This window comes from Streptosporangium sp. NPDC006013, assembly GCF_040614275.1.
GTDB lineage: Bacteria > Actinomycetota > Actinomycetes > Streptosporangiales > Streptosporangiaceae > Streptosporangium.
The window spans coordinates 1-6,589 of sequence record NZ_JBEXUE010000526.1; the positions used below are offsets into that span (position 1 = coordinate 1).

11 protein-coding genes and 1 pseudogene are annotated in these 6,589 nt (G+C 68.8%); 5 read left to right on the top strand and 7 right to left on the bottom strand.

Annotated features, from left to right (window positions below; translation table 11 throughout):
• The coding region (locus ABZ260_RS43795; RefSeq protein WP_355629794.1) for a M28 family peptidase at window positions 1–1,102 on the top strand (1,102 nt) is incomplete at its 5' end.
• Window positions 1,103–1,157: 55 nt separating this feature from the next.
• Here ABZ260_RS43795 and ABZ260_RS43800 read toward each other — a convergent pair.
• The 4 genes and pseudogenes from ABZ260_RS43800 to ABZ260_RS43815 all read right to left on the bottom strand — a co-directional run.
• Complete coding sequence (locus ABZ260_RS43800) at window positions 1,158–1,562, bottom strand: arsenate reductase ArsC (RefSeq protein WP_355629797.1); 405 nt, start codon at window positions 1,560–1,562, stop codon at window positions 1,158–1,160.
• Window positions 1,555–2,667, bottom strand: a complete 1,113-nt coding sequence (gene arsB / locus ABZ260_RS43805; RefSeq protein ID WP_355629800.1) for an ACR3 family arsenite efflux transporter — start codon at window positions 2,665–2,667, stop codon at window positions 1,555–1,557. Before arsB ends, ABZ260_RS43800 begins: the two co-directional genes overlap by 8 nt.
• 22 nt (window positions 2,668–2,689) lie before the next feature.
• Window positions 2,690–3,031, bottom strand: a complete 342-nt coding sequence (locus ABZ260_RS43810; protein WP_350959224.1) for a metalloregulator ArsR/SmtB family transcription factor — start codon at window positions 3,029–3,031, stop codon at window positions 2,690–2,692.
• Between the two features lie 41 nt (window positions 3,032–3,072).
• A pseudogene (locus tag ABZ260_RS43815) lies at window positions 3,073–3,293 on the bottom strand (hypothetical protein); the annotation flags it as partial.
• A 52-nt stretch (window positions 3,294–3,345) separates the two neighbouring features.
• On the opposite strand from ABZ260_RS43815, the gene ABZ260_RS43820 reads away from it, so the two are divergent.
• On the top strand, window positions 3,346–3,681 hold the full coding sequence (locus ABZ260_RS43820; protein WP_355629803.1) for a hypothetical protein: 336 nt from the start codon (window positions 3,346–3,348) through the stop codon (window positions 3,679–3,681).
• A gap of 1 nt (window position 3,682) precedes the next feature.
• Here the strand turns inward: ABZ260_RS43820 and ABZ260_RS43825 are convergent, their stop codons facing one another.
• Together ABZ260_RS43825 and ABZ260_RS43830 are read right to left on the bottom strand one after the other, a co-directional pair.
• Window positions 3,683–4,975, bottom strand: coding sequence for a GNAT family N-acetyltransferase (locus tag ABZ260_RS43825; protein WP_355629806.1), 1,293 nt, complete (start codon window positions 4,973–4,975; stop codon window positions 3,683–3,685).
• Window positions 4,965–5,201, bottom strand: coding sequence for an ArsR family transcriptional regulator (locus ABZ260_RS43830; RefSeq protein ID WP_355629809.1), 237 nt, complete (start codon window positions 5,199–5,201; stop codon window positions 4,965–4,967). Before ABZ260_RS43830 ends, ABZ260_RS43825 begins: the two co-directional genes overlap by 11 nt.
• Window positions 5,202–5,307: 106 nt before the next feature.
• Here ABZ260_RS43830 and ABZ260_RS43835 point away from each other — a divergent pair, with 106 nt between their 5' ends.
• The 3 genes from ABZ260_RS43835 (at window position 5,308) to ABZ260_RS43845 (ending at window position 6,213) form a co-directional block, all read left to right on the top strand.
• The gene (locus ABZ260_RS43835; protein WP_355629812.1) at window positions 5,308–5,466 is read left to right on the top strand and encodes a hypothetical protein; all 159 of its coding nucleotides are present in this window, start codon (window positions 5,308–5,310) and stop codon (window positions 5,464–5,466) included.
• A 261-nt stretch (window positions 5,467–5,727) separates the two neighbouring features.
• On the top strand, window positions 5,728–5,955 hold the full coding sequence (locus tag ABZ260_RS43840; protein WP_355629815.1) for a hypothetical protein: 228 nt from the start codon (window positions 5,728–5,730) through the stop codon (window positions 5,953–5,955).
• A gap of 6 nt (window positions 5,956–5,961) precedes the next feature.
• On the top strand, window positions 5,962–6,213 hold the full coding sequence (locus ABZ260_RS43845) for a dihydrofolate reductase family protein (RefSeq protein WP_355629821.1): 252 nt from the start codon (window positions 5,962–5,964) through the stop codon (window positions 6,211–6,213).
• Between the two features lie 162 nt (window positions 6,214–6,375).
• On the opposite strand, the gene ABZ260_RS43850 is transcribed toward ABZ260_RS43845, so the two are convergent.
• On the bottom strand, window positions 6,376–6,589 hold a 214-nt coding region (locus ABZ260_RS43850; protein WP_355629818.1), incomplete at its 5' end, for a hypothetical protein.

Genomic DNA, 6,589 nt, shown 5'->3' on the forward strand with positions numbered 1-6,589 from the left:
GTTCGTGATGCAGGAGATCGACCAGGAGGTCCGGCCGCGGAAGCGAGTACTGCGGCGTCCGGTCTTCCTCGTCCCCGCCCTGGCCGCCGCCGCGGTGCGCGAGCTGTATGACACGCCGATCCTGCAGTGGAGCACCGATGAGCGAATGCGACGACTGGAGCATCGCCGCGACTTCGTCGAACACCTCGCCTCGGCTGAGCTGCCCCGGCCACGTATCGCACCCCTGGCAAGCGACGCTGACGGCGCGAACGTACGCGGCCGGTGGCTGCTGGCCGAAACCGGGGACTGGGCGCGGGCCTGCACCCGGGCCGAAGCCGAGGGCGCGGTCGGGGTGCTGATGGCCCGCGGCACCGACGCCGAGGGCTGGATGCCCAAGATGATCGCCGGCCCGCCCAGCCGGGCGGTGCCGATCCTCGGCGTGCGCGCTGACCTGCACCAGCAGATGGCCGACACGCTCGCCACCACCCCCGTGCAGGTGACGGCTTCGGTGCCGCTGCGGCAGATCGGCGCCGAAGGCCTCAACGTCCACGCCCGCCTGCCGAACGCGGGGCGCGGCGGGCCTCGGGTGCTGCTGAGCGCCCACTTCGACGGAGTAGGCGATGACCCGAGCCGCCGACTACCGGCCGCCGCCGACAACGCCTCCGGCGTGGCCGCGGTCTTGGAGGCCGCCCGCGTCCTGGCCGCCGTAACCGCGCCGGTGGACTTGGCGGTGGCCTTCCTGGACGCCGAGGAGGCGGGGGCGTGGGGGGCAGCCCACCACGCCCCCCAGGTACCGCCGGACACCTTGGTGATCAACCTGGACGGGGCGGCACAGCTGCACCAGGCCGCCTCCGTCGAGGCGGGCGGACCCGCGCATGCGCTGCTGGCCACCCTCGATCAGGCCGCGCGACTGACCGGCGTGCCGTTACGGGCCGGGGTGATGGCCTCCGACAACCGCCGCTACGCCGCGGCTGGGCTGGCCGCGATCGGCGTCGGGATGGGCATGCCCGGCTACCAGACCCCTGCCGAAACCCCCGAGCGCGTCGAGCCGGACACCCTGCTGGCCGCCGCGCGATTGCTGGTGGCCACCGTGTGGCTGCTGGCACAACCGCCGCAGGCCTAAGAGGCAGGTGCTGGCGGCGCCCCCTCCGCCCCGCCTGGGACGGGGCGGAGGGGGGCTACCTGGCATCCAGCTCAGCAATCAGTTTCTCGATCCGGTCGCGGATCTCATCGCGGATCGGCCGCACGGCCTCGATGCCTTGGCCGGCCGGGTCGTCGAGCTTCCAGTCCTCATACCGCTTGCCGGGAAAGAACGGGCAGGCATCCCCGCAGCCCATGGTGATGACCACGTCGGAGTCCTGCACAGCTTCGGTGGTGAGGATCTTCGGTGTCTGGCCGGTGATGTCGATGCCGACCTCGGCCATCGCCGCCACGGCGGCCGGGTTGATGCTCTCGGCGGGTGCCGACCCCGCGGAGCGGACCTCGATGCGGTCGCCCGCCAGGTGGGTGAGCCAGCCGGCGGCCATCTGGGAGCGTCCGGCGTTGTGCACGCAGACGAACAGGACACTGGGCGTATCAGGCATGAACCGATCCCTTCGGGGCGGTGGTGAACAGGCGGCGGCCCCACAGGCTGACGTAGACCAGGGCGACCAGGACGGGCACCTCGATGAGCGGGCCGACCACCCCGGCCAGGGCCTGACCGGAGGTGACCCCGAAGACGCCGACCGCGACCGCGATGGCCAGCTCGAAGTTGTTGCCCGCCGCGGTGAAAGCGAGCGTCGTGGTGCGCTCGTAGGTCAGGCCGATCGCCCGGCCGGCCAGGAAGGAGCCACCCCACATGAGGGCGAAGTAGGCCAGCAACGGCACCGCGATGCGCGCCACGTCGCCGGGCTGAGAGGTGATCGTCTCACCTTGCAGGGCGAACAGGATGACGATGGTGAACAGCAGCCCGTACAACGCGATCGGCCCGATCTTCGGCAGGAAGCGCTCCTCGTACCAGTCACGGCCACGGGCACGCTCACCCAGCTTGCGCGACAGGTATCCGGCCGCCAGCGGGATGCCGAGGAAGATCAGCACGTACCAGGCGATGTCCCAGGCCGAAACCGCCAGGGCGGTGCCTTCGCCCAGGCCCAGCCAGCCGGGCAGGAGGTCGAGGTAGAACCAGCCGAGCACGCCGAAGGCGATCACCTGGAAGATCGAGTTGATCGCGACCAGCACGGCGGCGGCCTCACGGTCGCCGCAAGCCAGGTCGTTCCAGATCAGCACCATGGCGATGCAGCGGGCCAGGCCGACGATGATCAGGCCGGTGCGGTACTCGGGCAGGTCGGGCAGGAGCAGCCAGGCCAGGGCGAACATCAGCGCCGGGCCGAGCACCCAGTTCAGCACCAGCGAGGCGACGAGCAGCCGCCGGTCGCCGGTGACGGCGCCCAGGCGGTCGTAGCGGACCTTCGCCAACACCGGGTACATCATCAGCAGCAGACCCAGCGCGATCGGCAGCGAGATCTCGCCGATCTTCACCGCCTCCAGTGCGGAGTTCAGGCCGGGCACCAATCGGCCGAGCAGCAGTCCGGCGGCCATCGCCAGCCCGATCCACACCGGCAGGAGGCGATCCAGCGTCGACAGGGCGCCGATCACGCCCGGCTGCCCCACAGGGGCGGAGACCGGGGCTCGGGTGGACGGTGAGGGCATGGATTTCCTTCCGTGGTCGCGCTCAGGCCGTGGCGGGAACGTTGATCAGGGCTGACAGCTCGGCCAGGGTCTCGGGGACCAGCCGGTAGTACACCCACGAGGCCCGGCGCTCGGAGACCAGCAGCCCGACCTCTTTCAGGACCTTCAGGTGGTGACTGATGGTCGGCTGTGACAGCTCGAAGGCGCCGGTCAGGTCGCACACGCACACCTCGCCGCCGGCATGGCTGGCCACGATCGACACGATGCGCAGCCGTACCGGATCTCCCAGTGCCTTGAACACCCGCGCCACGGCGGCGCCCTGCTCGGCGCTGAGCGGCTCGCGCGTCAGCGGCGAGCTGCACTCCAAAAGCTCCAGCGGCTCCATTGAACCCTCCCGTATAGAGATCCATCGAAGTCGACTAACGTCTATATTGACATACGTCTATTAGGGCACGGCACGGAGGTACCGCCTTTTCGGGCGTCGGGCAGGCCGAGGATCAGCCGCACTTCCGCGACGCTCTTGCCGTCCGGGTCGGGCAACTCCCAGTCCAGGTGGCGCTTGCCGGGAAAGACCGGGCAGGCGTCCGACCCATGGTGACCACCACGTCGGCGGCGCGGACAATCTCCTCTCTCCATGACAGAAGCCGATATTGGCATGTATCGATGTCAGCAGAGACGAACAACTGGTGAACAGCCGATGTGATTTGGCCTGTCCTGGGGGAGGGCGAAGCAATCAGGGCACTGGGCGGCCAGCAGCGACGACGCGCCGGTCCTGGATGCACTTTTGGACGCCGGCGCCGACCTCGAAGCCGACGGGGCGGTGATCGGTGGTGGTACGGCGATCTCGGCCTGTGGTCAGCCTGCCACGGCGGCCAGCGCCAAGCGGCAGAGTTCTTCCTGCAACGCGGCGGCGACGTTAACTGGGTCGGCTACGACCAGCTGACCCCGCTGGATGCCGCCCGCCGCACCGGCGCGGATGACCTGGTCACCTGGCTGCGTGACCACGACGCCAAGTCGACCAGCGAACCCAGCTGACCTACGCCTGGTCCAGGGCGCGGCGCAGAGCGGCTACCGACGGCGCCCCTGCCTCAAGCCCGGTGACCGCGCTGCGCCGCTCCAGGAGGATCACGTCGCGCCACACGCCGTGGTGGTGGCCGACGCGCTCGCGGGTACCGATGACGCGGAAGCCGAGCGCCTGGTGCAGAGACAGGCTGGGCGCGTTCTGCGGGAAGATTCCCGCCTGGATTGTCCATATTCCGGCGTCCTGTGACCCGGCGATGAACGCGGCCAGCAGGGCCCGGCCGATGCCGTGGGCCTGGCAGTCGGGGTGGACGTAGAGGCTGTGCTCGACGACTCCGGCGTACACCGCCCTGGCCGAGACCGGTGAGGCGGCCACCCAGCCGACGACCTCACCTGTGCCGGTGTCGACGGCGACATAGCGCAGGTGCGTCAACTTACCCCCGGTGAAGCCCTCCCAGCTGGGTGCGAGCGTCTCGAAGCTGGCTTGGCCGGTATCCAACCCCGCCTGGTAGATGGCCAGCACCTGCTCGGCGTCGATCTCACGCATCGGCCGGATCTCCAGCCCCGGAGAGATCGCGGGCTTGACGGCCTGGATGATGGCCGAGCGCACTCCGTCGCCGTGATCGGCCGTCAGCGTGATCGAGGTGGCCACGAACCCGGTCGCCGCCAGCAGAGCCCGGTATTCGACGACGGTGAGGGACCCGGCGATACAGCCCACCCGCTGCTCGGTGGCCACGCGTCGCTGCGCCTCGACGGCTCCGCCGGTCGCACTGTCGGTGACGACGTCACTGATGCCCAGGCGGCCGCCGGGCCGCAGAACCCTGAAGGTCTCGGCCAGCACGGCCGCCTTGTCGCTGGAGAGGTTGATCACGCAGTTGGAGATGACGACTTCGACCGCGTGATCCGGCAGCGGGATCGCCTCGATCGTGCCACACACGAACTCGGTGTTGGCCACACCCGCCTCCGCGGCGTTGCGCCGGGCGAGCTCCACCATGTCGGCGCTGGCGTCCAGGCCATAGGCCTTTCCGTACGGGCCGATGCGGCGCGCCGACAGCAACACGTCGATGCCGCCCCCGGAGCCGAGGTCGAGCACGGTCTCGCCCGTGCGCAGCTCGGCGACGGCGACCGGGTTGCCGCAGCCGAGGCTGGCGCGCAGCGCGCCCTCGGGCAGCCCCGCGGTGTCGTCGTAGCCGGTCGCCCCGAAGCAGCCGTCGGCGAACGCATCGGGAGCGCAGTCCACGACGCTCTCACCGGCCAGCGCCGCGCGGGCCAGACCGGAGTAGCGCTCGACGACCTCCTCATGTGCCATGGCGTGCTCCTCGGTCGCAGGTGGGGGTGGCCGGAACGGGGTTGCCCATCACCACGTCGGCGGCGGTGGGAAAGCACCGCACGCACTCTTCGTTGATCCGGTACAGGCTGGAGGTGCCGTGCCGCTCCACCAGCACGAACCGTACCTCGGACAGGATCTTCAGGTGGTGCGAGACCGTCGACTGGCCCACCCCGCAGGTGGCGACGAGTCGGTGGGCTCCCGCCATCCCGCGGGTTCCCTCAGGAGGCTCATGAGAGCAGGTGGCTCCCTGCCGACGGGAATGTGGAGTTGACCGTTCACGGTGCCGTCCATGCTGGTGGAGGTCGCGCTCCATGCTGACCGGCCGCTTCTCCATCAGCGCGTTCCAGGAGTACAGCGAGCAGCTCATGGCGGGCCTGGCCGAGATCGCCGAGCAGGAGGCCGACCTGCTCCTGCTCGGCATGGCGGGCGCGCTGGGCCATCGGGACACTTGCCTTACGTACCTTCTCTGAACTACTGCCACAGAGGGTCGGGCCCGCGAGGAGGATCGGAACGGATTTTGGCGGTAGCGGGGTTGATGTAGCAGCGGAACGGAAAGTCACGGTAGGGATGTAGGTGTCCGATCCAGCTGAAGGTTGCGAGCGGTCGATTTCTTGACGTGCCGCTCGCAAGGTATACCCGGCCGCGGGGCTCGGATTCTGGTCAGACTTACCTTGCGAATTTACTGGATCACGGCGTTCAGGCGATGCTCATCGAGGAGCTGACCCGGGTCAGTGAAGCTCGTCTTCGAGCAGGCCCGTCGTGTACTTGTCGCACCACCTACCTTCGTGCCGGAAGACTTGGCGCAGTCGGCCTTCGTCAACGAATCCGACCTTCTGGTGGAGATGGTGAGCCGCGTGGTTCTCTTTCTCGAAGCCATACCGGCAGACTGCACGTACCGCGTCTGGGCCAAATCCGCGTCCGGCATAGCCGGGATAGCACCCGTATGCTGCTGGCCATGACCGGGGATCTGGGCAAGGCCGTTCAAGCAGCTCAAGCAGGAGTCGGGTAAGGGACTGTTCGTGTCAGGCGTGAAGCTGCCGCTGGCATTGGCGGAGCTGGGATTGATCGATGAGTACGAGTTCGTGGTGCATCCCCGGCTCGCGGGCCACGGGCCGACATTGTTCGCGGGGCTATCGAAGTATGTCGACTTGAAGCTCGTGAGCCGGCTGGAGTTCGCCTCGGGGGCGGTGGTGATGCGGTACGAGCCGAGAAGGTAGCCATCGGGCTCGTTAGCCCGAGCCGGCCACATCGTGGAGGCCAGGTTCGCGGCTCTCGAGTACTTTGTTCCCCAGTACTCCTCGCCACCGGTAGCGCAAGGGCGCCATCCAGGATCCGGCCAAGGTCTGATCCACCCGTGAAGTGGGAGCGCCGTCAAACGGTCAGCGTTGCGTGAGCTGGCAGTGGATGCGGGAGATGATGCCGTCCAGGCCAGCGACCGAGCCGGCTGCATTCGCGTTGACCTCGTTCACGTCGGCTGTGGTGTGGTCCTCGGTGTCGTGGTGACGGGCGACTTCGGCGCGGAGCTGGTTGAGTGCGACGCGGACTTGGAACAGCTCGGCTTGCAGGTTGCTCAGGGCCTCGTGTTCCATTTGC

What these genes read in the sequence shown, in the direction of transcription:
- arsB (WP_355629800.1), bottom strand. Translation starts at nt 2,667, where the DNA reads ATGCCCTCACCGTCCACCCGAGCCCCGGTCTCCGCCCCTGTGGGGCAG.
- ABZ260_RS43825 (WP_355629806.1), bottom strand. Translation starts at nt 4,975, where the DNA reads ATGGCACATGAGGAGGTCGTCGAGCGCTACTCCGGTCTGGCCCGCGCG.
- ABZ260_RS43810 (WP_350959224.1), bottom strand. Translation starts at nt 3,031, where the DNA reads ATGGAGCCGCTGGAGCTTTTGGAGTGCAGCTCGCCGCTGACGCGCGAG.
- ABZ260_RS43835 (WP_355629812.1), top strand. Translation starts at nt 5,308, where the DNA reads ATGCTGACCGGCCGCTTCTCCATCAGCGCGTTCCAGGAGTACAGCGAG.
- ABZ260_RS43830 (WP_355629809.1), bottom strand. Translation starts at nt 5,201, where the DNA reads ATGGCGGGAGCCCACCGACTCGTCGCCACCTGCGGGGTGGGCCAGTCG.
- ABZ260_RS43800 (WP_355629797.1), bottom strand. Translation starts at nt 1,562, where the DNA reads ATGCCTGATACGCCCAGTGTCCTGTTCGTCTGCGTGCACAACGCCGGA.